Below are 20438 nucleotides of genomic sequence, written 5' to 3' on the forward strand. Positions count from 1 at the left end.
AGTCAAGGAGGGGAAAACATGAAACAAGCAGTTTGGTTTCCAACAGAAGAATATAAAGAAAAAACGCGTTTATTTGGTTGGATGAAATCATTAGGCTATGAAGATTACGAAGCTTTTTATAATAAGTCAATTGAAGAAACAGCTTGGTTTTGGGGAGAAGCTGAGAGAGCAGTTGGCTATCAGTGGATGAAACCATATACAGAAGTGTTAGATTTAGAAAATGGTACACCGTTTGCACAGTGGTATACTGAGGGAACTTGTAACGTTGTAGAATCTGCTTTATCTCGCTGGCTTGCAGACGATAAAACGAAAACACAAGCAGCACTTATGTATGAAGGGGAAAACGGAACTTCGAAATCATTTACATATGAAGAGCTTGACAGCTGGGTAAGCCGTGTTGCCAACGGTTTGAAACATGCTGGTATTGAAAAAGGTGATCGTGTAACAATTTACATGCCAATGATTCCTGAAACAGTTGTTGCTATGTTAGCGGTAATGAAAATTGGAGCGATTATTTCACCAATATTCTCAGGTTTTGCTGCTGATGCAGTAATGACACGTGTACAAGCAGCTGGTTCAAAAATGGTTATTACCGCAGATGGCTTTTCACGCCGTGGGAAAATTGTTTCATTAAAAGATGAAGTAGATAAAGCTTGTGAACATTGTCCAACTGTTGAAAAGGTGGTAATTGTTCGTCATGCAGGAAATGATTTTACACCGCATAATTATGATTTTTCATGGAGTACGTTAGAAAAAGAAAAACCATTTATACATGCTGAAGAAATGAACAGTGATGATCCATTAATGCTTATATATACATCTGGAACGACTGGTAAGCCGAAGGGGACAGTACACACACATGCTGGTTTCCCGCTAAAATCTGCATTTGATGCAGGATTTGGAATGAATATAAAACAAGGCGACCGCGTATTATGGGTAACTGATATGGGCTGGATGATGGGACCATTTTTACTATTCGGCTCTTTAATTAATGGCGCAACAATGGTTATGTACGAAGGTGTTCCAGACTTCCCAGAAGCAGATCGCTTATGGGAGACAGTTGATAAATATGAAATTACTCATCTCGGTATTTCGCCAACGTTAATCCGTGCATTAATGGCAAAAGGTGATGAGTATGTAAATAAACATTCTTTAAAGAGTTTAGAAGTATTCGCATCAACAGGAGAACCTTGGAATCCAGATCCGTGGATGTGGCTGTTTGAAACAGTTGGAAAAGGAAAGGTCCCAATCTGTAACTACTCAGGTGGAACTGAAATTTCTGGTGGGATTTTCGGAAACGTCCTTATTAAACCAATTGCACCGATTAGTTTTAACGCATCCTTACCAGGAATGGCAGCAGTTGTACTTGATGATCAAGGTAAACCGATTCGTGATGAAGTCGGAGAATTATGTTTAGAAAAACCGTGGGTTGGTATGACGAAAAGTTTCTGGGAAGATGATGAGCGTTATGTGAACACATACTGGTCACGTTTTGAAAATAAATGGGTTCATGGTGACTGGGTCATTTATGACGGTGAGCAATATATCATTACAGGACGTTCAGATGATACGTTAAACATTGCTGGAAAACGTATTGGGCCTGCTGAATATGAATCTATTCTTGTGAAACATAATGATGTAATAGAAGCAGCGGCAGTTGGTGTACCGGATGATGTAAAAGGTGAAGTTTGTCATTGTTTTGTTGTATTACGAGACGGTGTAATATTCTCTGGAGAGTTAAAGAAAGAATTAATGAGTTTAGTAAACTCTCATATTGGTAAAGCTTTATGTCCAAAAGACATCCACGTTGTAGAAGATTTACCAAAAACACGAAATTCTAAAGTAATGCGACGTGTTATTAAAGCAGCTTACTTAGGAAAAGAGTTAGGAGATTTATCGTCACTTGTAAATCCTGAAGTAGTTCCGTTTATTCAGGGGTTACAGTCTAGCAAACTATAAAATTACGAATGAGCTCTATGTAAATAGAGCTCATTTTTAATGTTTACAAAAAGATAAGAGAGAAAAAGTAAATTTGAAGTTAAAAAATCTACTATTAGTGTTAAGTATGTCTGTTTGTTTTTAGTTTTTATCAAAATAGGATACTATGGCTGTCTATTCAATGGAGTGATTGAATTTTGTTAAGAATGAAAATTTAGTGAAGAAAAAAGTAATGAATAAAAGGAGAAATCCCTGGGGGACAGGGATTCAATAAGGGAGATATTATTGTCGTTCAATGTCGAAATTTGGCGTATCCGACAAATTAATATTATCACGAATTTTCAGGAGATTGTGATAGTGGATGTGTCAAAAATGTGTACGGGTTTCATATAAAAGTGTTATTTAAATAGGAAAAGGGAAAAGAATTAAGTTCACTGGTTCTTAAGATTTTTTCCCTTTTAAATTTACTGTTTGTTCGTTGTTCTATATACAGCTGAAATTGGTAAATCTTCGCCATGTAAAGCTTGAGTACTGTCCTTTTTGTTTGAATCATGTGCCTCCTGAGATGTTTCTTGCATTTGCTCTTGGGCTTTACTAGGAGTATTCAGCGCATCCGATGACACATAATCAAGTTGTTGACTTAATAGATTTTTTTTATCCATGTTATGTAGCTCCTTTTTGAACTTAGATATAAAAACGAAGTATTTTTAAATAGTTATGTGGATATTATGTATCTTTGAATGGAATTATATACACAAACTATATTGAGAATTTAACTAATTATAAAAATTACTTGTGATGACAAGCGGTTGTACTTTAATAAATTAAACAAAATAGTTATTTGATAGAAAAAGAAATTAGTATGTTTACTTTAGAAATTAAATATAAAAAGGCGATTATCGTCAAATCGCCTTTTGGATAATGCAGTGTAATTTTATTCAGTTATTTGAAATATAGTTTCATTCGGTTTGGAAAATCCATACAGTTTCCTTGCGAATTTTAAAATTTCTTCTTCACTACCTGTTAAAGCTTTAACATCATTTTTAAGGGAATGACCATCCTTCTTTAAAGAAGATAATTTTTGTTGCTCCGTATTAAGCGTGATTTGTTTTTCTTTAATCATTTCTTGTTGGTTATTAAGAAAATATTGAAGGACAAAAATTACAGATAATATAAAAGCCAAAGTAGTTATAATACGGCGTCTTGTTTTTTTATTATTACCTTGTTGGGTGTTAGGGTTCACTTGCTGTGAGGGTATCTTAGGATTTGATTGTTGTGATGATATTTTTGGGATGTTTCCCATTAAAATGCCTCCATTACTGATTGTAGAATTTAAACCGTTTAAAAGTATTATAAATGTTCAATGGGAATTTTAGAAGATAGTTTAATATAGATGAGTTTTGTAAAGTTTAAACAAAATCCTTATTTAAATAAAAGGAACCCCGATTGTCTGCGGGGCTCCTAAGGGTAATCGTCAAGTAATGACGTACTCGACTAGTTAACGATATCATGAATTTTTTGGTAAATATACTGGTAAATGCGTCCAAATTAATGAGAGCATTATTTGAAACAAAAACGCTATTTTAATAGGGAGGGGAATAATGATGATTCCATGGGACAAGCGAGTATACATTGTATCAAGGTGATCATTTTATTACAGAGGGGACAATTTTAGAGGTTAGTGAAAAGGCGAATAAATCATTATATTGGCTTTGGTGCATGTTAGCTCCAAGCTATGAAAAAGTGTGCGGTAATAGTGCAAAGCGACTTCGGTTGATTCGGATAGATGATGACGAAGAATGATATAAAAATTTCATTTTGTAGAGAAATGAGGTGATTAAGGATGGGCATAGAATATGCCATGTTTGTATTAAAAAAGAGCAGAATTTAGCCTATATATAAAGATGTTGGAATTGTTCTAAAGGGGGGGATATCTGAAATATAAATAATTGAGGGGAGTGAACTAATAATGGAAACTAGTACTTTTTTAGGATTGTTTTGGGGATGGATAACGGTTATCGTATCGGGAATACTTTTCGTACGTCCATCGGTACTACGTGAATTGAAAAAATTAGTGGTTGAAGACAGAGGATTTGGTATTATGTATGGTTTTCTATCGATTTTCCTAGGGTTAGGTAGTGTAATCCTACATAATGTATGGGTATTCAACTGGCAGGGGTTCCTAACGGTTATTGCATGGCTTGCATTATTAAAGGGAATCTACATAATTGCATATCCTGAACCCTCCAAGAAAACAGACTTTGAATTAAGGGTACTATCTACACGTATAGCGCTCGCTATCATTGGCGCCTTGGCTTTATGGATGCTTATAGTAATCTATATAAAATAATCCTTTTCTAATAAGAACTATATTAAAATAAATCTCTACGTGTTCATTGACAAAAAGCTGACTATACTTAGTCAGCTTTTTGTATATTACATTCTAGTATTTATCGGTCACAAAAGACATGTTCTCTCTTTTAAGTCGATATTGAAAATATTACCAATTTTTTCTTTTACAATGACAACAAATAAAGAAACATTTACAACGACACTTATTTCGTTTAGAACTCCAATCATTATCACAATGATTCTTTTCTTTAGATTTCCACCAGTCATCACAACAATGCTTTTTCTTAGAACTCCAGCAATCATTTTTCCAGGACATTCTTTTATACCTCCCTTCAATAGGATTCATACTATTCTATGCTTTTGTCTCGTACACTTTTAAGCTATTGGACATACTTTACTAGTAGAAAGGATTAGGGGGTGAGGTTTTGGGTTCTCGATTTAATAATTGTAGAAAGAAATGTACGTGTAAGCATGATGATTGTTGGGACATTTTTGAAGAGTGTAAAAAGGAAAAGAATGAGAAATGTGACAGCTCTTGTGTACAAGGAATTAGAGATGAGCTTAAAAAATTAATTAATAAAACAGTGCGAATTAACACTGAAGGACGTACTTATATAGGTACTGTTTCTTCGGTAACTTGCGATGTTGTTAAGCTAGCTGCTATTCCTGATTCAGTTGCAGCAATTATATCTCTTTGTAAAATTGAAGCAATTTTACCACCTGCTACAACTGTTACTGATGAGTTTGATTTTAACGGTGTTGACGTAGCAAATAAAGATTAATTATGCTTTATTGATGCTAAGCCATTCTTATGAATGGCTTTTTATTTTGTTTAAAAGGGAATATATTTTTCATATAGAAATAAATTTGAAGGTGTATAAAAGGTTGTGTGAAAGGAGAATGAGAGTGATCAAGCTGCAACAATTTACAAGAACTGATTTCAAACAATTAATTAATTGGATCGATTCCGAAGAATTTTTAATACAATGGTCGGGAAATGCATTTACATATCCTTTAAATGAACAGCAATTAGAGAAATATGCAGAAAGTGCAAACACACTGGCATTCAAAATAATGGATGAAGAGACTAAAGCAGTTATTGGTCATATTTCTCTTGGACAAATAGATAATATAAATAAGTCTGCTAGAATTGGAAAAGTGCTAGTTGGTAATACGAAAATGAGAGGGCGTTCTATAGGGAAACATATGATGAAAGCCGTACTTCGTATTGCTTTTGAAGAATTAAAACTACATAGAGTAACTCTTGGTGTTTATGACTTTAATAAGTCAGCTATTTCTTGTTACGAAAAAATAGGATTTGTAAAAGAAGGTTTATTAAGAGAGGCAAAAAAAGTAGGAGAAACGTATTGGAACTTATGGGAAATGAGTATGTTAGAATATGAATGGAACAATAACTAGCAACGGTTCTTTATAATTATGTTATGTTAACTAAAGGGGTTTGGTGGGAAATCATGAATAAAAAAACAAAAATAATTTCAATTGCAGCCGTTTCAGGAGGGGGGAAAACTACAATTACAGAAAGTTTAACGCATGAGCTAACGAATTCAAAGGCTCTATACTTTGATAGTTATAAATTTGATAACTGTCCTGCTGATATTTGTAAATGGATTGATGATGGGGCGAATTATGATGAGTGGGTACTAACACCATTAATTACTGATATTCAGCATCTGCTACAAAATAGTAATTTAGACTATATTATAGTAGATTATCCCTTTGCCTACTTAAATAGTGAAATGCGCGAATTAATAGATGTAACTATATTTATCGATACGCCTTTAGATATTGCGATGGCTAGGAGGATTTTGCGTGACTTTAAAGAAGGTACAATTAGTGAAATACATAATGATCTAAAACATTATATAACACATGCGAGAAAAGCTTATTTAGAGGCAATTTATACTGTTAAGCCGAATTCAGATATCGTTTTGGATGGATCTTTATCTGTAAGTGAAATAGTTGTGCAAATAGTAGAGGAACTCAGTAGAAGAAATGTGATTTTGCATAGTTAATTGGAAAATGAAGCATATACGAATGAAACATTTCTGGCTATATAAAAAAGTGGGGGTGCTCCAATTTGAAAACGCTATTTTATTACAATTGGCAAGTAAGAGATCATTGGTTTAAGTGGTGTGAACAGCTTACAGAGGAGGAATTGCTTCGCAAACGTGTTGGAGGTGTTGGGAGTATTTTAGAAACACTTTTCCATATTGTAGATGTTGAGTATAGCTGGATTAGTGTGCTTCAAGAAAAAGAGGATAACGAACCACAGTTTAAAGATTATCAATCAATCAATCAAAAAAGTGAAAGCATTATCTGATTTATATAGACGAGAATTAGATAACTTTTTGCGGTTATGGTCTGGCGACTTCGAATCAAAAATATTGAAAGCTTCATGGACAGATAAAACATATAAATACGGTGAAGTTTTAAGGCATGTAATTGCACATGAAATTCATCATATTGGTCAGCTATCTATATGGGCGAGAGATTTAAATCTTCAGCCCGTTTCAGCGAATTTAATTGGAAGGGGATTATAGATTTCGAAACCGACTTGCTAAATGCAAGTCGGCTTTTTATATAAAAGAGAACTTTTAGTTAAAATCCTCTGATTTTTTCTGACGTATATGTAAAAACATTAAGGTGGTAATGATTAAAAAGATCATAATCGTTTGTATGATTAAATTTTTAAACTGAAGCAAAATGGTCCAAGATGTAACAACGTCTTTGAAAGCTTGGAGTGCAGAATATGAGGTAGGTTCAAAACCGTATTGAAGTAACTTTTTTGTTTCAACAAAAGCCGTGTTTTCTTCATTGGCGTCTAATACTACAGAAATAAACCTTGTATCTCCTTGTTTTGCTGTACCAACAAAACTATAATTACCGTTAGTTGACAAACTAGTTTGCAAGCCATCAACACCTTTTAGTTTAATGTTTTTATCAAGAGAGTAAATCATTTTATTTGTGTTGAGAACTTGAAAATCTTTGAAGGTAAATGGGTAAGAGGTTAGTTTAGTTATATTTAATACATCTGGATAGTCTTTTATTAATTGTGCAGCTATTTCGGCTGCGTCTATTGCTGTTGTAATCGATTGTTTATTCTTCTCGCTATTTATTCCAGTGGAATTTAAAAATGGAGATTGTTGTGATAACTTTAGTTGTTTTGCTTTTTCATTCATTAACGATGTGAAATTATCTTCATTTCCAGCAATGTGTTCTGCTAGTTCAAGTGCAGAACGATTATTTCCGGTTAAAAGCAATGTATTTAGTAAATCACGAACGGTTGTTTTATCATTCGATGTTACATGTATAGGACTCGTTTCGGTTTGAAAAACGTCGTTACTTATTTTTACAGATTCATCTAATTGTATTTTGCCATCATGAAGTTGTTCCATCACAATATACTCAGTCATTAATTTAGATAAAGTGGCCGACTGAATGGGAGTACTTTCATTTTTTTTATAAACAATCTCACCAGAATTAGTATCTATTAAAATAGCTGATTTAGCTTGAATAATTGGACCATTTACATAAAGGTAAAAATATAAAACGATAAGTGCAGTAATGAGAAAAGATAATAATAAAACTGTTATTTTTTTCAAGAATTGCATAAGCGATCCTCCTACTATTACATCAATAATATTATTGTAAAAAGGAATGCTTAATTAGGAAGAAAGAAAAGGTAAAGAATTTCTAAAGAATTATAAAGGATTATTAAATTTTGGATATTGATGGAATATAAAAGGTTCAATTTCTTATATGATAAAAAATTGAACCTATAAATATGTGGTATTAAGCTTTATAAGGGAGTAGTTTTACAGTGAAAGTTGTTTTTTTATCATCGCTATATACTTCAATTGTTCCTTTATGCAATTCAACAATACTTTTTGCAATTGCTAATCCGAGTCCAGATCCACCAGTGTTTGTTGAACGTGATTTTTCAACACGATAAAAACGTTCAAAAATATGAGGTAAATCAGTACTAGGGATAGGTTGTCCGTAATTTGTTATATCAATTGTAATCATGTTATTGCTTTCGTAAGCGGTAATATCAATATGATCTCCATCATTTCCATAAGTAATAGCGTTTATGATTAGATTTTCAAACACACGTACTAATTTATCCCCATCAGCTAGTACCATTAGCTTTTGAGATGGGAAAGAAGGGCGACATTCAATATTAGCTTCTTGAAGCTGTATCCGAAATTGGACAGTTAATTGTCCAATCAATTCTACAATATCAATGGGAGCAGAATATAAACTTAACTCTTTATTTTGAACGCGTGTATATTCAAACAAGTCATTCATTAATGCATTAAGACGAGTTACTTTATCGTAAATGACTTGAATATAGTATCGTAATTCTACTTCATCTCTATAATTATCATGATGGATTAAATTTACGTATCCAACTATAGATGTAAGAGGGGTTCGTAAGTCATGTGATACATTTGTAATAAGTTCGCTTTTTGCTTGTTCTGCCTGTCTTTCTTCATCAATCGAAACTTTTAATTGCTCAATAATTTGATTGACCCCAGTTGCCAGTTCTTCTAAATAATTATGGTGTACGATGGAAACTTTATGATTAAAGTTTCCACTTGCAATATACCGAATCTCTTCAATCATTTTTTTTATACAAGTTTCATAGTAAACCTTTCTTTCATGACGATAAAAAATGTATAAATAGGATGAGAAAATAGAAAATAAAAACAAATAAGATACAATCATCATCCATAAAGACTCTTTTAATCCAATATATTTTTCATGGCCAAAAATTCTAATGAATTCTTTTCCTAGTTCACTTAAAGTAAGTGAACTCTCAATTACACTAGTAACGAGGCGATAAATAATTAATTCAGTAATAGGGGTTAGTGTGATAGCTAATAAGAGCCAAAAAATAATTTTCCATTTTGGGATATCTTTTAATATGTCAAAAGCTTCATTTCTCAATTTTATAGCCTACTCCCCAAACAGTATGAATAAACTTTTCTCCATTCATTACTGTTTCAAGTTTATCCCGCAAATTACTAATATGAACCATCACAGTTTTATTTGAACCATAACCATCTTCATTCCAAACGCGTTCAAAAATTTCTTCGGAACTAAAGACTCTTCCTGTATTACTCGCAAGTAAATATAAAATATCAAATTCAATAGATGTGAGTTTAATATATTCTCCATTTACTTTAACAGTATGATTATGTTTATGTATTTCAACAGAACGAATACGAATAATACCATCTTCATTCTTTTGGGAAGTAGCATTTTGGAAAGAGGATCTTCGTAATAAAGCTTTCACTCTAGCCACTAATTCTAGTGGATTAAACGGTTTAATCATATAATCATCTGCGCCGGTCATAAGTCCTAAAATTTTATCCATATCTTCAGCCTTTGCACTAAGCATAAGGATAGGTACAGTATTATTTTCACGCACTTCTTGACAAACTTCCAATCCGTTTCGTTTGGGCATCATAATATCCAAAATCATAAGGTCAACTTCATATGTAGATATCATTTGTAATGCTTCATCACCATCATAAGCTTTATAAATGTTATAGCCTTCATTTCGTAAATAAACAGCCAGTAATTCTACAATATCTTTATCATCATCAATAATTAATATGTTTTTATTCATTTTATAGTTAGTTCCTTTCCTTACAATTAATCAACATTACTATAATATCAAACATTTATGTATTTTGTAGTAATGTTTCTACATAAAATTTCATGTATCGTATTAAAAAGGAATTAAAACATTCATAACGAATATAAAATAAGAAGGATATTTAAACTCCACATTATACTGAAAGATAGTTATAAGGGGGACTTGCTATGTTATATAATGATATATATTCATTTACTCCAACTGGAAAAATAGAAAATGATATTAAAGCTTTTCTATTAAAATACAATAAAGAAGTTACATATAAACATTCAATTCGTGTGGCAAATGAGGCGAGAAAAATTGCGGGAATATTTTATGAAGATGAAGAAAAAGCAGCGATTGCAGGGTGTTTACATGATATTAGTGCAATCTTTCCGAATGAGGAGCGGATTGCAGTTGCTGAAAAATTTGGAATAGAAATATTACAAGAAGAACGAGAATTTCCAATGATTATTCATCAAAAATTATCGAGAGTAATTGCAAAAGAGATATTTAAAATAGAGGACGAAGAAGTTTTAAATGCAATCAGTTGCCACACTACTTTGCGTAAACATGCAACGAAGATGGATTTAGTATTATTTGTTGCTGATAAATTAGAATGGGATCAAATAGGGACACCATCATATTTAATTGAGGTGAAAAAAGGATTGGGAAAATCTTTGGACCATGCTGCTTTTGTATATATTTCATATTTGTGGGAAAGAAAAGATACATTAAAGGTCATACATCCGTGGCTAGAAGAAGCATATTGGTATTTAAAAGAAATTGTAGAGTAGAAAGGGTATAAAAATGCAATTAAAAGAATATATGAATCAAACATTTCCAGGAGTTACGTTAGTACCGTACATATACTTTCAGTGGGAAACTCATCTACATTTTGATTTTGGAAAAGATAAATACCAAAATGTAGAAGGAACCGACGATTTAAACATGGAATACTTCTCTCAACTATATACATGTAATAAATACTTATTTGAAGATATATTTTCAAAAGAAGATACCGTCTTTTTAGTCACAAATATTTATCGATTTAAACAGGAAAATATAAAAAATCCGCAGAAAATAAATGTATATAATAGATTTATTAAAAAGAGGGATTTAAAGTTTCATATAAGACAAGAAACATTACCTTTTCTATTTGAAGATGAAGAAGCTGACTTATATTGTACATATCAATTTTCTTTAAAATGTCTTGCTGAAGATGTTAAATATGAACCGCTTATTCAAGCAGCTAATCATGAAGATTTCCCTGACCTACGTCCACGTCTAGGGCGAAAAAAAGAAATTTCATATCCAGATGTATTTTTTATAAATATAACAAAGGATATTATCATGTTTATTTATGATGATAGAGGATGTGAAGTAATTGCGAAGAATAAAGAAAAGATACGGGATTTATATGAGAAGTATAAAGAGTGGATACCAGAATATGAACGAGAGAGTATAGATGACTTATTTACATGAAAATAGGAGGAAGTGAAGTGTGTAATGAAAAGGATCGCAATTGTATCTGCATGGGAACCAGAGCTTACGTATTTGCATCAACATTATCCAAGTGAGCGTGTAGAAAAAATAGCAGCTTGGGAATTTCATTTTCATTCTATTAATGAATTAGAAGTTATTTCAGTTGTAACTGGTGTCGGTAAAGTAAGTTGTGCTAGTTGTGTACAACTATTAATAAGTGAATTCCAGCCAGACCAGTTATTTATGACAGGAATTTGCGGGAGTTTATCAGATAAGGTGAAAAATGGACACATCGTTGTAGCTCTTAATACTTTGCAGCATGATGTTACAGCGGCTGGATCAGGAGAAGATAGTTTTAATCTATATGATGGTAGAACAGCACCTATTGAAACAACTAAATCACTCGTAAAACGAATGAAGAAATTACGTTCATATGACCCGGTCCATTTTGGTACATTTCTATCTGGAGATCAACGTATTCGAAGTTCAGAAATGAGGTATTTACTTCATACTGTATACGGTGCTTTAGCCGTTGATCAAGAAGTGGCAGCATTCGCTTATGTGTGTCATGTAAATAGAAAACCATTTCTATGTTTAAAAGCTGCCTCAGATCAAGCGAATGACAAAACGAAAGAAGAACAAAAGGTTTTTAAAATGTTAGCATGTGAACGAGCATGTGAGCATTTAATTACTTTTTTACGTGTTTATGAGATTACTGTAGTTAACAATAGATAACAAGAGGGGGAATATCCCACTCATTTCAAATTAAGAGGTGAATTATAATTGCATACGTATTATGGAGAACTTTGTACAAAGATGTATGGTTATGGATTTTCCTATAAGACTATATGATTTAAAAGAATTTGAAAATATACTTATTGCTAATGGATTTAGTCAAATTGTTGTTCATGAAATAAAAGATGGATATGGTGTAGGGAATTCATTTCATGTATTTGAATGTAGTATATAGCAAGCTAAAGTGGAGGATTATACTTATATGATTCAATATAAAAGATGTAGTGAAGTAAGTATAGATTTAGTGTATGAAGCTTTTAAGGAGGGATTTTCAGATTACATTATTAAAATGGAAGTTTCAAAAGAAAATTTTATCAAAAGATTTTTTGGACCAGAAGGGAATATGCTAGAACACTCCTTTCTTGCTTTAGATGATGACAAATCTGTTGGTGTAATACTTGGTGGTATAAAGGTTTATGAAAGTATAAAAACAATGCGCTGCGGAACTTTAGCTGTTCATCCGGATTATCGCGGCATTGGTGTAAGTCAAAAGTTATTTGGACTGCATAAAGAAGAGGCAATTCAAAATGGATGCAAGCAACTTTTTCTTGAAGTAATTGTAGGTAATGACCGAGCGATTCATTTTTATAATAAATTTGGTTATGAAAAAGTATATGAACTTTCTTATTATAATTTAAATGATGTAACTAAAATAATTAATAAGGATTTTAAAGGTATTGAAGTAAAACAAATAGAATTGCAGCCATTTAAATTTGGAATTCGGAAATGGCTTAACTTCCATATAAATTGGCAAAATGATATGGATTATATCGAAAAAACAAATAATACATTTTACGGTGCATATGTTGATAATGATTTAAAAGGCTCTATATGTGTAAATGAACAAGGGAAAATTAGCTTTATATTTGTAGACAAAGACTATAGAAATATTGGTATTGCGACGCAATTATTACAAGTAGCAAGTAAAGAATTGAAATTATCAAGATTATCAATTGGGTTTCCTAATAATAGTTTACTTGAGGGATTTTTAAAGAAATGTGGGTTTGAAAAGAATGCATTAGAACAATATGAAATGTACATTTTATTATAAAAGCAGAAGATATCATTCTTTCTGCTTTTTATTTTTGTAATGAAAATAAGGAGGAGATAGTTAGCTTGTGCATAAAATGGGGGCTAATTAGTCGATAATCCCCCGTCGTGCCAATTGTTGGCGTATACAAAAAAATTGCCATTTTCTTTTTGTCCTTGGCAAGAACCCACCACATTGTAGCGATTATGATTGTCTTATCCATACCAACGTCAAGGCTTGGTTTTCGCTCTTTTGGTATGATGGCGAGTGATTGAAGATTTTACGGAACGAACCTTTTCTCGTACCAACCTCATATCTTCAGTTTTCAAAGAACAATCTGTATGAAATAATCATAGCGAATAGTTAGACAATAACAAAGCCCTTTATTGTAAAAACACCGTAAAAATTATGTTAATTGAGATTTATTTTTTTCGTAAAATCAAGTAAAATAATGAAAGGGAACATATATTCTATCCAAGATAGAAGGAGTGTTATGAATAATGATAGCTATAATAGAGAAGCAAAATAATGAATACTTAGTACAATTTGATCGTCATCTTCCATTTACGATAGAAGAGGTTTGGTCTGTGTTAACAGATAATAATAAACTAAAAAAGTGGATGTCTAACTTACAAATAGAAGACCTTAAGACAGGTGGAATTATAAAGTTTGATATGATGGATGGTACATTTATAAATATTGATATCTTAGAATGTCAAATGAATTCAGTTTTAGAATTCACATGGGATAAAGATCGTGTCCGATTTGAAATACATAAAAAAGAAAAGGGATCCCTATTATTATTTAAAGAATTCATTCATGAATTAACAGATCATACTCCTAAAGATATAGCAGGTTGGCATATTTGTTTAGATCTTTTTTCTTCAGTTTTAGAAGAGGAAGAGAAAGAATTTTCAAAAGATGATTGGGAATATTGGTTTGACAAATATAAGGTTAAGACCGATGAGTTGAAAGGATATTAATTATATAATCGATATTTATTGTGTAATTATTATCTTATAAAAACGTTTTTTAAAAACAATAAGAATAGAGGTTAATATGAAAGTAAATCAATTAATTGCGAACAATATAAATAAATTAGATGCAGAAATACCGGTAAATAAATCATTTGGAATTGCTGGATTGTCTGGATCTGGTAAAACAACTTTTTGTCAAACAATTGGTGAAGAATCCAAGAAGCGCCTTGTTTCCTTATTACCAAAAGCTGAATATCAGTATTTATTTCCTAATATTATGGAAACTAATTTCAGTGCTATTAAGATGGAAGAAATGCCTTTAGTACTTTTTCTAGGAAAATCGTCTATTTCTTCTAATCCACGTTCAACGATTGGTACTCATACAGGTGTTTTTAAAGAGATACGTGAAAAGCTTGCTGGAAAATATAATCTTTCTCCTGAGGTCTTTTCATTTAATAATCAGTTAGGTTGGTGTCCTGGTTGTAAAGGACGCGGCACTACTAAAAATATTGAGTGTAAAAAATGCGAAGGAAGAAGATATAGTAAAGAAATTGAACAATATACAATTGAATTATTTGATAAACCACATACAATTTCAGATATTAATGATTTAAGTGTAGAATCTATTCTTTCATTAGCAGAAGTTTTAAATATTAGTGAAGCGAAACAACATATTCTTCAAAACATTGTTGATATGAATATTGGTTATTTAACATTAAATCGGATTATGGGTACATTGTCAGGTGGAGAAATTACACGACTGTACTTGGCAGAATTTATGGCAGTAAGTGAAAATACTGTAGTTATTATTGATGAAATTTCAGTAGGGCTTGATCATAAAACACTATTAAAAATTTTAGAAGAGATTAAACAATTAGGATGTAAGAATCAAATTTGGCTTATTGATCATTCAGACACAGTACTTGATACAACTGATGAGCAATTGTTCTTTGGGCCAGGTAGCGGGAAATATGGCGGAACAATTGTTGAAGAATCACCAAGGCCAGAGCCAATAATTTGGGGAATAAATCATGAAATACCAACAGAATATTATGCATTCCATGATTTATATTGCCGTAACATCCAAATGACTGAATTTCAGATTCCTAAAAATAGACTTGTAACGGTTACAGGTGAATCAGGATGTGGTAAATCAACACTTGTTAATGAATGTATATCTAAAGATTTCCTGAAACGATATCCAAAAGATAAACTAGTAATGGTAGGACAAGATCGAAACCAATCAATTACAAGTCGGTCAACCGTTGCGACTTTTCTTGATATTAAAAAGAAACTTACTAAATATAGTGAAGGTATTCATTACATTTTTGAACGTTCGATTGAGGATATCATTGATGAACTTCCTAATGAAGATATCGCTTATAAACGCTTGAGCCTATTAATCAAACTTGGACTTGGCTATTTGACATTAGAACGGAAAACACAAACATTATCAACTGGTGAGTTTCAATGCGTTCATTTAGTTTCGGAGTTATTTGCAAAATCAAGAAATCCACATACACTATTTATTTTTGACGAGCCTTCAAAAGGTTTATCACAAAATATATCAAATCAATTCATTGATAGTGTCAGGGGGATTTTACAAGATGAATCAGTCTCTATCGTAATGATTGAACATAATGCCTATATGTTAGAAAACTCTGATTTCATCATTGATTTTGGTAAAAGACAACATGCATCTGTAGAACATCTTGATGTTGTGAGTCATGATGAGTATTATCGTCAAAAAAATGATATAGATAAAGTTACTCCATTACAAATTTCTTCAACACTGAATCAACAAAATGGAATTAACTACTTAGAAGAAAATCATATTTCTTATTTTAAAAATGCAGAAAACATCTATAAGGGTGGCATATTAAAAAGCTTATCATCAATGGCTCGTTTAATTTACGGTGAATACGAATCTGATACAATTGCACCAGTTGTTGCTATTGATCTCGAAAGACATTTGTATAGTCAATATAGTTTTTTATATGAGATTGGTGGATTGATCAATCATATTGTAGCTGCTCATCCGGCTAATAAAGATACGAGAAGTTTCGATTTCTATTCTCAGGATAATCATTGCCCATCATGTTCAGGACGTCTTAAGATAGAAATCTTTGATAAGGAAATTGTAATTCAAGATAAAAACATTCCATTTTGGGAGGGTCTATTCTATCCGGAAATCATGAAAGTATTAAAGTTTTATCAATATGAAAAAATAGAATTTCTATTTGAAGAAATTAAAAATGAGCTAGGTCATGATTTGACGAAAAGCTATAATGATATGTCTGAGGAAGAGAAACATACATTTTGGTACGGCTATTTTGATAAGTCCTTTTATGATAAGAAAGGAAAGACACGTAGAACATGGGTAGGATTTAATACGATTATTGGTGGGTATATTGTCATTTCCAAAGCAGCTATTAAAGAAGATATTAAAGCTTCTAAAGAAATGATGACATGTCCAATTTGTGAGGGGACTGTATTAAACCACCATAAATCGCTTAAGTTTGGAGATAAAGATATTCGTGAAATTATCAATCAGCCGCTTGAAGAAGTATTAAAAATAGTAGGTGATTTACCTGCACTAGTAAAATTGAAATCCATTTTAGGTGACGAGATGATTCTAACAGAAGACGTTTCGTTACTACCTAGAGAAACACAAGTTGCACTGAAAATGTTTGAACTAGAGCAAGCAAGCTTTTCAAACTATGAAATGGTATTACAAAATATATTACCATTCTGGGGCGAAATTAAAGGTAATGTCGAATCCATCAGCAATAAAAATAAGGTGACTATTTGTGATTTCCAAAATATCAATGAAACAAGAGAAACTATCATAGATAAGTATTTCACAAATGGAAAATATAAAAAACTAACATATGTATATGAAGCATTTGGTTATAAAAAATTAGTTACTCAAATTAATAAAATTAAAAAAAGCAACCCATGTCCATTCTGTAACGGAAAGAAAGTAATAACAGAAGATAACCTGCATGACGGCGTGTTTAAATTAACAATTCCGTGTGTAACTTGTAATGCAAGTGGTATTAACGATGAAGGACGTAAAGAAATCGTCGATGACATAGACGTAGAAACATGGTTAACTGGAAAAGTTAGTGATGTTGTGGATGAAAGCTTACGAACTGAGGATGTTGCAGATATTCTAATATTTAATCGAATTCGTGAGTTGAATAAGCGAGAAATGATGGCTGTTTATGAATGTCTTGAGCAGAATAATTAAACCAAAAAAAATTTTAAAAGCTAGTTGTCAGTTAATACTTAAAAACTCATTTGCAATAATCTGCAAATGAGTTTTTGTTTTGGAGAAGAACTTGTTGGTTTTAAAATGTTAATCTAGCTAGACAAAAGGTAAAAAAATTATTCGTAAATTAACAATTGATAAGCTGAAAGGTATAGCAGGTTGATATAACTGATTAAATCATTTTTTCTAAGTCTTAATAGTACACCGGTGTGTGAGTGAATCGGTGTAATAAAGTGTTAATGTTTTAATAATCATTATTTATTGTGTAATTATTATTGTATAAAAATGATTATTTGTCATGATAAATAATCATTTTGGTACTGAATTAAAGGGTGAAAAGAATTCGGGAAATTATTTGGAGTAAATCATATTGAAATTTTGCTGATTTTTTAATGAAAAAAACCGTTATTTTCTTAATTTTTAAATTTAACAGAAATATATACTTGAATGAAGTATATATTTCTGTTAAATTTATCCTATGGATAGAACAAGTTTAATTAAGGGTCATTTGGAAATGTGTGTATTGTCTATTTTGTCTGCAAAGAAAAGTTATGGTTATGAAATTATGAAAGAACTTGAAGGACATAATTTGAAATTGAAAGGAGTAGGAAGTATTTATCCGATTTTAACTAAACTGAAAAATCAAGAGCGGGTTAATACTTATCAAGAAGTAACGGATAGTGGTAAAGTTAGGATTTATTACGAAATTAATGAAAATGGAAAAATACGTCTTGAGAAGAAAATTAATGAGTGGTTAGAGTTGCAATTTGATATTAAAACATTATTAAAGAGTGGTTTGAAAGGAGACCTTCTGAAATGAGGAATGAATTAAACGATAAAGAACAGCAATTTTTAACTGGCGTACTTAAGGATTTAAAGCAATACGATATAAGTTTAGAAGAAAGGGAAAATATTAAACAACAAATTTTAGAACATATTCAAGAATGTCGTGAACATGGTGAAGAAAGTATAAATGATTTAGGAACGCCTCAGTTATTTGTTCAAGATTTTTTGGAAATAAATGAAATTGATCTGCGAGTAAAAATGAAACAACTTCGAAACGTAAATAAAAAATCTAGTACACTAATCATAGGTGGAATATTCATCTCTTTGATTACTTACCTCATCTCACAAACTACACTTTCAATATTTTTAACTGAATCATTTAGTCCAAACAATAGTAATAATACATTTAATTATAATATTTTATATCGAATAACAGAAAATCAATGGTGGAACTCTTTATTAATAATGATTAGTTTTACAATCTCCGTTTTAGTATTTATAAGCTTAGTAAGTTATAAAAAAAGAAAGTTATCTGAAATAAATTAAGATGAAGACATTTAAATATAAATTGTTTCTAATTTGTATATTTTATAATGTGTTAATGTTATGTAGTATACATCCAAAAGTTTACGCTCAGCAAAATATTAAAGTTACTTTAGACAAGTATATTGAAAAGTTTTTAAAGGAACAAAATATTCCAGGAGCTTCTATAGCAATTGTACATAATAAAGATGTATTCTTCAAAGAATCATGGGGGAATACCGGGGAGTCTGAAAAAAAGGTAACCAGTAAAACACCATTTGCAATTGGATCAATAAGTAAATCATTAACTGGCCTAGCTATAGTGAAGTTAATAGAAGATAAAAAAATTAATTTAGAGGATTCAGTTCAACAACATCTTCCTTGGTTTAAAGTAAAAGACAACCAATTCGCCTCAGACATAACAATAAAACACCTTTTAAATCACACTAGTGGCATAAGTACTTATACAGGATTAACCTTATCAGATCAGCAATCTAAAAACACTACAGCTATAAAAGAAAATGTGAAAAAACTTTCAAATGTAGAATTAACTGCTTCCTCCGGAAAAAAATATCAATATAGTGATGCGAATTATCTAATTCTTGGTGCACTTATTGAGGAAGTTTCAAAAGAAACATACTCTACTTATATGGAGAAGGAAATTTTTCAGCCATTAAAAATGAATGGTACAGCAGCAAATAGTGAGGATTCTTATAAAAATGGTTATTTAACAGGTTACCAATCATGGTTTGGAATACCAAGAAAAAGTACGGTGTCGTATGATAATGGTGGGTCACCATATGGCTATATTACAGCAAATCTAGAAGATATGATTCAATTCATTAAGTTTTTGAATCACAAAGAGCATACGCAATTTTTAAATAAAGATAGTATGGATCTTTATTTATCACCACTATATAAAGTAGATTCAGAAAAACATTATGGATTTGGACTGAGGACAACAAATATAAATGGAAACGAAAAGATGGTTTGGCATTCAGGGTCAACTCCGGATTCACATGCAGAAATATTTATTTTAAATGAAACTGGCTGGGGTGGTGTGATTTTAACGAATAAAAATCATATTTTAGAAGAAACAGCACTGCCAGCATTGAAAAAAGGTATTATTAATATTTTGAATGGTGAAGAACCTGTTAGTATACCCCGAAATATACCAATAGTTCAACTTGTTATGTCAATAGTAATTTTCACACTTTTCATTACAGCAATTATGCTAATAATAAAGTATAAACGTAAGAAAATCCGTAAAAAAATGATCTGGTTTTTTCTAGGGAGTTTGTTTCTAATATTATCTATTATTTTAATTCCACTTCTTATTTATAGTACAAATTCACCGTGGCAGACAATTAAAATGTTTGCTGCAGATGTAGCTTTACTCACTAGTATTATAGTTATGTTATTGACCGTAAATGGATTAATATCAATATGTATTGCATTGAAAAGTAAATTGGTAAATGAATCATAATGGTTTTTAATTATGTAAATATAATATATTAAATAATCACTTAAACCGTTATAAATAGTTGACTCTCACACAATGTCATTGTTTAAGCCTAAGTTGAGCTTCGAATAATGGTAATAAATAGGAGGGGC

At 31.3% G+C, this 20438-nt stretch carries 21 protein-coding genes and 2 pseudogenes; 17 read left to right on the plus strand and 6 right to left on the minus strand.

The annotated features are described in order from the left end of the window. The first annotated feature begins 18 nt into the window (after positions 1 to 18). On the plus strand, positions 19 to 1959 hold the full coding sequence (locus MHI07_RS11815; RefSeq protein ID WP_340823900.1) for an AMP-binding protein: 1941 nt from the start codon (positions 19 to 21) through the stop codon (positions 1957 to 1959). Positions 1960 to 2402: 443 nt separating this feature from the next. Here MHI07_RS11815 and MHI07_RS11820 read toward each other — a convergent pair whose 3' ends face one another. Together MHI07_RS11820 and MHI07_RS11825 are read right to left on the minus strand one after the other, a co-directional pair. Further along, entirely contained in the window at positions 2403 to 2600 is a 198-nt protein-coding gene (locus tag MHI07_RS11820; RefSeq protein ID WP_002110011.1) for a hypothetical protein, read from the minus strand. 272 nt (positions 2601 to 2872) lie between these two features. Continuing rightward, on the minus strand, positions 2873 to 3241 hold the full coding sequence (locus tag MHI07_RS11825) for an FtsB family cell division protein (protein ID WP_016104905.1): 369 nt from the start codon (positions 3239 to 3241) through the stop codon (positions 2873 to 2875). 329 nt (positions 3242 to 3570) lie between these two features. Here MHI07_RS11825 and MHI07_RS11830 point away from each other — a divergent pair, with 329 nt between their 5' ends. Next, positions 3571 to 3741, plus strand: a complete 171-nt coding sequence (locus MHI07_RS11830) for a hypothetical protein (protein ID WP_002200442.1) — start codon at positions 3571 to 3573, stop codon at positions 3739 to 3741. 166 nt (positions 3742 to 3907) lie between these two features. Continuing rightward, on the plus strand, positions 3908 to 4288 hold the full coding sequence (locus tag MHI07_RS11835) for a hypothetical protein (RefSeq protein WP_002127497.1): 381 nt from the start codon (positions 3908 to 3910) through the stop codon (positions 4286 to 4288). Positions 4289 to 4395: 107 nt separating this feature from the next. On the opposite strand, the gene MHI07_RS11840 is transcribed toward MHI07_RS11835, so the two are convergent. After that, positions 4396 to 4626, minus strand: coding sequence for a hypothetical protein (locus MHI07_RS11840; RefSeq protein ID WP_340823903.1), 231 nt, complete (start codon positions 4624 to 4626; stop codon positions 4396 to 4398). 89 nt (positions 4627 to 4715) lie between these two features. Between MHI07_RS11840 and MHI07_RS11845 the strand changes: the two genes are divergently transcribed. From MHI07_RS11845 to MHI07_RS11860, 4 genes and pseudogenes are all read left to right on the plus strand, one after another. Beyond that, positions 4716 to 5072: a hypothetical protein gene (locus tag MHI07_RS11845; protein WP_340823906.1), complete on the plus strand. Its 357-nt coding sequence runs from the start codon at positions 4716 to 4718 to the stop codon at positions 5070 to 5072. Positions 5073 to 5196: 124 nt separating this feature from the next. Continuing rightward, positions 5197 to 5709, plus strand: a complete 513-nt coding sequence (locus MHI07_RS11850; RefSeq protein WP_340823908.1) for a GNAT family N-acetyltransferase — start codon at positions 5197 to 5199, stop codon at positions 5707 to 5709. Between the two features lie 53 nt (positions 5710 to 5762). Then, positions 5763 to 6323, plus strand: a complete 561-nt coding sequence (locus MHI07_RS11855; protein WP_340823911.1) for a hypothetical protein — start codon at positions 5763 to 5765, stop codon at positions 6321 to 6323. 65 nt (positions 6324 to 6388) lie between these two features. After that, positions 6389 to 6851, plus strand: a pseudogene (locus MHI07_RS11860) (DinB family protein). Between the two features lie 54 nt (positions 6852 to 6905). Here MHI07_RS11860 and MHI07_RS11865 read toward each other — a convergent pair. The 3 genes from MHI07_RS11865 to MHI07_RS11875 form a co-directional block, all read right to left on the minus strand. Further along, complete coding sequence (locus MHI07_RS11865) at positions 6906 to 7922, minus strand: D-alanyl-D-alanine carboxypeptidase family protein (RefSeq protein ID WP_340823914.1); 1017 nt, start codon at positions 7920 to 7922, stop codon at positions 6906 to 6908. Between the two features lie 181 nt (positions 7923 to 8103). Further along, positions 8104 to 9261 (minus strand): sensor histidine kinase, encoded by a 1158-nt coding sequence (locus MHI07_RS11870; RefSeq protein ID WP_002110024.1) that lies wholly within the window; start codon positions 9259 to 9261, stop codon positions 8104 to 8106. Beyond that, the gene (locus MHI07_RS11875) at positions 9251 to 9946 is read right to left on the minus strand and encodes a response regulator transcription factor (RefSeq protein WP_002110025.1); all 696 of its coding nucleotides are present in this window, start codon (positions 9944 to 9946) and stop codon (positions 9251 to 9253) included. Before MHI07_RS11875 ends, MHI07_RS11870 begins: the two co-directional genes overlap by 11 nt. A gap of 197 nt (positions 9947 to 10143) precedes the next feature. Between MHI07_RS11875 and yqeK the strand changes: the two genes are divergently transcribed. The 10 genes and pseudogenes from yqeK to MHI07_RS11925 all read left to right on the plus strand — a co-directional run bounded on the left by yqeK (position 10144) and on the right by MHI07_RS11925 (position 20310). Then, positions 10144 to 10752 (plus strand): bis(5'-nucleosyl)-tetraphosphatase (symmetrical) YqeK, encoded by a 609-nt coding sequence (yqeK, locus tag MHI07_RS11880; RefSeq protein ID WP_002110026.1) that lies wholly within the window; start codon positions 10144 to 10146, stop codon positions 10750 to 10752. A 13-nt stretch (positions 10753 to 10765) separates the two neighbouring features. After that, on the plus strand, positions 10766 to 11440 hold the full coding sequence (locus MHI07_RS11885; RefSeq protein WP_340823919.1) for a DUF3885 domain-containing protein: 675 nt from the start codon (positions 10766 to 10768) through the stop codon (positions 11438 to 11440). Between the two features lie 24 nt (positions 11441 to 11464). Continuing rightward, positions 11465 to 12175 (plus strand): 5'-methylthioadenosine/S-adenosylhomocysteine nucleosidase, encoded by a 711-nt coding sequence (gene mtnN, locus MHI07_RS11890; RefSeq protein ID WP_002110028.1) that lies wholly within the window; start codon positions 11465 to 11467, stop codon positions 12173 to 12175. A gap of 88 nt (positions 12176 to 12263) precedes the next feature. Further along, positions 12264 to 12410, plus strand: a pseudogene (locus MHI07_RS11895) (SAM-dependent methyltransferase); the annotation flags it as partial. A gap of 27 nt (positions 12411 to 12437) precedes the next feature. Continuing rightward, complete coding sequence (locus tag MHI07_RS11900) at positions 12438 to 13286, plus strand: GNAT family N-acetyltransferase (RefSeq protein ID WP_340823924.1); 849 nt, start codon at positions 12438 to 12440, stop codon at positions 13284 to 13286. Positions 13287 to 13765: 479 nt separating this feature from the next. Next, the gene (locus tag MHI07_RS11905; RefSeq protein ID WP_340823927.1) at positions 13766 to 14248 is read left to right on the plus strand and encodes an SRPBCC family protein; all 483 of its coding nucleotides are present in this window, start codon (positions 13766 to 13768) and stop codon (positions 14246 to 14248) included. A gap of 76 nt (positions 14249 to 14324) precedes the next feature. Further along, positions 14325 to 17495, plus strand: coding sequence for an ATP-binding cassette domain-containing protein (locus MHI07_RS11910; protein ID WP_340823930.1), 3171 nt, complete (start codon positions 14325 to 14327; stop codon positions 17493 to 17495). Between the two features lie 499 nt (positions 17496 to 17994). Beyond that, a complete protein-coding gene (locus MHI07_RS11915) occupies positions 17995 to 18336 on the plus strand; it encodes a PadR family transcriptional regulator (protein WP_340823932.1) in 342 nt (113 codons plus the stop codon). Next, complete coding sequence (locus MHI07_RS11920) at positions 18333 to 18848, plus strand: hypothetical protein (RefSeq protein WP_340823934.1); 516 nt, start codon at positions 18333 to 18335, stop codon at positions 18846 to 18848. The genes MHI07_RS11915 and MHI07_RS11920 overlap by 4 nt, the downstream gene beginning before the upstream one ends. A gap of 1 nt (position 18849) precedes the next feature. After that, positions 18850 to 20310, plus strand: a complete 1461-nt coding sequence (locus MHI07_RS11925) for a serine hydrolase domain-containing protein (protein WP_340823936.1) — start codon at positions 18850 to 18852, stop codon at positions 20308 to 20310. The last annotated feature ends 128 nt before the right edge of the window (positions 20311 to 20438 follow it).

It is taken from the genome of Bacillus sp. FSL H8-0545, assembly GCF_038006105.1.
In the GTDB taxonomy this organism is placed as follows: domain Bacteria; phylum Bacillota; class Bacilli; order Bacillales; family Bacillaceae_G; genus Bacillus_A; species Bacillus_A cereus_U.

Coding starts and splice junctions, on each gene's coding strand:
- MHI07_RS11865 (WP_340823914.1), bottom strand. CDS start 7,922: ATGCAATTCTTGAAAAAAATAACAGTTTTATTATTATCTTTTCTCATT.
- MHI07_RS11815 (WP_340823900.1), top strand. CDS start 19: ATGAAACAAGCAGTTTGGTTTCCAACAGAAGAATATAAAGAAAAAACG.
- MHI07_RS11855 (WP_340823911.1), top strand. CDS start 5,763: ATGAATAAAAAAACAAAAATAATTTCAATTGCAGCCGTTTCAGGAGGG.
- MHI07_RS11920 (WP_340823934.1), top strand. CDS start 18,333: ATGAGGAATGAATTAAACGATAAAGAACAGCAATTTTTAACTGGCGTA.
- MHI07_RS11925 (WP_340823936.1), top strand. CDS start 18,850: ATGAAGACATTTAAATATAAATTGTTTCTAATTTGTATATTTTATAAT.
- MHI07_RS11900 (WP_340823924.1), top strand. CDS start 12,438: ATGATTCAATATAAAAGATGTAGTGAAGTAAGTATAGATTTAGTGTAT.
- MHI07_RS11915 (WP_340823932.1), top strand. CDS start 17,995: ATGGATAGAACAAGTTTAATTAAGGGTCATTTGGAAATGTGTGTATTG.
- mtnN (WP_002110028.1), top strand. CDS start 11,465: ATGAAAAGGATCGCAATTGTATCTGCATGGGAACCAGAGCTTACGTAT.
- MHI07_RS11885 (WP_340823919.1), top strand. CDS start 10,766: ATGCAATTAAAAGAATATATGAATCAAACATTTCCAGGAGTTACGTTA.
- MHI07_RS11820 (WP_002110011.1), bottom strand. CDS start 2,600: ATGGATAAAAAAAATCTATTAAGTCAACAACTTGATTATGTGTCATCG.
- MHI07_RS11875 (WP_002110025.1), bottom strand. CDS start 9,946: ATGAATAAAAACATATTAATTATTGATGATGATAAAGATATTGTAGAA.
- MHI07_RS11910 (WP_340823930.1), top strand. CDS start 14,325: ATGAAAGTAAATCAATTAATTGCGAACAATATAAATAAATTAGATGCA.
- MHI07_RS11825 (WP_016104905.1), bottom strand. CDS start 3,241: ATGGGAAACATCCCAAAAATATCATCACAACAATCAAATCCTAAGATA.
- yqeK (WP_002110026.1), top strand. CDS start 10,144: ATGTTATATAATGATATATATTCATTTACTCCAACTGGAAAAATAGAA.
- MHI07_RS11835 (WP_002127497.1), top strand. CDS start 3,908: ATGGAAACTAGTACTTTTTTAGGATTGTTTTGGGGATGGATAACGGTT.
- MHI07_RS11905 (WP_340823927.1), top strand. CDS start 13,766: ATGATAGCTATAATAGAGAAGCAAAATAATGAATACTTAGTACAATTT.